This is a genomic window from Streptomyces sp. NPDC006368 (assembly GCF_040612535.1).
GTDB lineage: Bacteria > Actinomycetota > Actinomycetes > Streptomycetales > Streptomycetaceae > Streptomyces.
The window spans coordinates 1-1991 of record NZ_JBEXQK010000104.1 but is presented as its reverse complement, the minus strand read 5'-3'; the positions used below and the strand labels follow the sequence as shown (position 1 = coordinate 1991).

Annotated in this window: 1 protein-coding gene; it reads right to left on the bottom strand. The window is 73.1% G+C overall.

What is annotated here, in order from left to right; translation table 11 throughout:
• The coding region (locus tag ABZZ38_RS30415) for a beta-ketoacyl synthase N-terminal-like domain-containing protein (RefSeq protein WP_356745773.1) at positions 1-1804 on the bottom strand (1804 nt) is incomplete at its 3' end.
• Between the last annotated feature and the right edge of the window lie 187 nt (positions 1805-1991).

Genomic DNA, 1991 nt, shown 5'->3' with positions numbered 1-1991 from the left:
TGGGGTAGGTGGTGTAGAGGTCGTGGCCCATGCCGGGGCGTTGGGAGCCCTGGCCGGAGAAGACGAACCCGACCCCACCCCCCGACCGCACACCGCTCGCGGTACGCGATGCCGGGGACGGGTCGTCGGCCAGTGAGCGGAGCGCGGCCAGCAGATCGTCCCGGCCGGAACCGGTCACCACGGCCCGCCGGTCGTGCAGCGTACGGGTGGTGGCCAGGGAGTACCCGACGTCGGCGGCGCTCAGCTCCGGGTGGGCGGTCAGGTGGGCGTGCAGACGCTCGGCCTGGGCGCGCAGCGCCTCCTCCGTGCGGGCCGACACGAACCACGGCACGACCGCCGGCGCGGCCGGGGCCCCCTCCTCCGGAGCGGCCACGGCGGCCGTGGGGGCCTCGGCCGGGGCCTCCTCGATGATCACGTGGGCGTTGGTGCCGCTCACTCCGAACGCGGAGACGGCGCACCGACGCGGCCCCTCCTCCCGTACGGGCCAGACACGGGCCTGGGTCAACAGCTCCACGGAACCGGCGGTCCAGTCCACCATCGGGGTGGGCTCGTCGACGTGGAGGGTCTTGGGCAGCACGCCGTGGCGCATGGCCTGCACCATCTTGATCACGCCGCCGACACCGGCCGCGGCGACGGTGTGCCCGATGTTGGACTTCAGCGAGCCGAGCAGCAGGGGCTGTTCGCGGTTCCGCCCGTAGGTGGCGAGGAGGGCCTGTGCCTCGATCGGGTCGCCGAGCCGGGTGCCGGTGCCGTGGGCCTCGACGGCGTCCACGTCGGCGGGCCGCAGCCCCGCGCTCTCCAGCGCCTGGCGGATGACCCGCTCCTGGGAGGGGCCGTTGGGCGCCGTGAGTCCGTTGCTCGCGCCGTCCTGGTTGACCGCGCTGCCCCGGACCACTGCCAGGACCTGGTGGCCGTTGCGGCGCGCGTCGGACAGCCGCTCGACGACGAGGAGGCCGACACCTTCCGACCAGGCGGTGCCGTCGGCCGCCGCCGCGAACGACTTGATGCGGCCGTCGGGGGCCAGACCGTTCTGACGGGAGAAGTCGACGAACCCGCCTGGCGTCGCGGTGACGGTGGCACCGCCGGCCAGCGCCAGCGTGGACTCGCCGCGCCGTACCGACTCGACCGCCAGGTGCAGCGCGACCAGCGACGACGAGCACGCCGTGTCCACCGACAGAGCGGGCCCCTCCAGCCCGAAGGTGTAGGCGATCCGGCCGGAGGCGACGCTGCTGAGCTTGCCGGTCATCAGATAGCCCTCGAGCTCCTGCGGGCCCTCCAGGCCGAGGTAGCTCTGCTCCACGACGCCGGCGAACACACCGGTCCGGGAACCCCTGAGGGACGCCGGGTCGATCCCGGCGTTCTCGAAGGCCTCCCACGCCGTCTCCAGCAGCACCCGCTGCTGCGGGTCCATGGCGACGGCCTCGCGGGGCGAGATGTCGAAGAACTCCGCGTCGAACAGGGCGGCGCCGTCCAGGAACCCGCCCTCACGCGTGTACGACGTACCGGGCGTGGTGGAGTCGGGGCTGTAGAGGGCGTCCAGGTCCCAGCCGCGGTCGGCGGGGAACTCACTGATCGCGTCCGTACCCTCCGCGACCAGTCGCCACAGGTCGTCGGGGGAGGAGACCCCGCCCGGGAAGCGGCACGCCATCCCCACGATCGCGACCGGTTCGTCGGCGACCGCCTCCAGCTCGGTGATGCGCTCGCGTGCCTTCTGAAGGTCCGCGGTCACCCACTTCAGGTAGTCAACCAGCTTCTGTTCTTTGGACTGGGCCGGCTTGTGCCCATCGGACATGTCAGCGGACATGCGGAATCAGTCTCTCCTCGGGTGCCGAACGGCGCGCGACGGCAGGGGCAGGAAGGCAGGGGCAGGGAACGCAGGGGCAGGAAGGGCGGCTCGGAACGCCGGCTCGGAACGCCGGCTCGGAACGCCGGCGGGCGAGCGGCTCGGCCGGCTGCGCGAGGTCGCGGACGAGCGGCGCACGCTCGTCTAC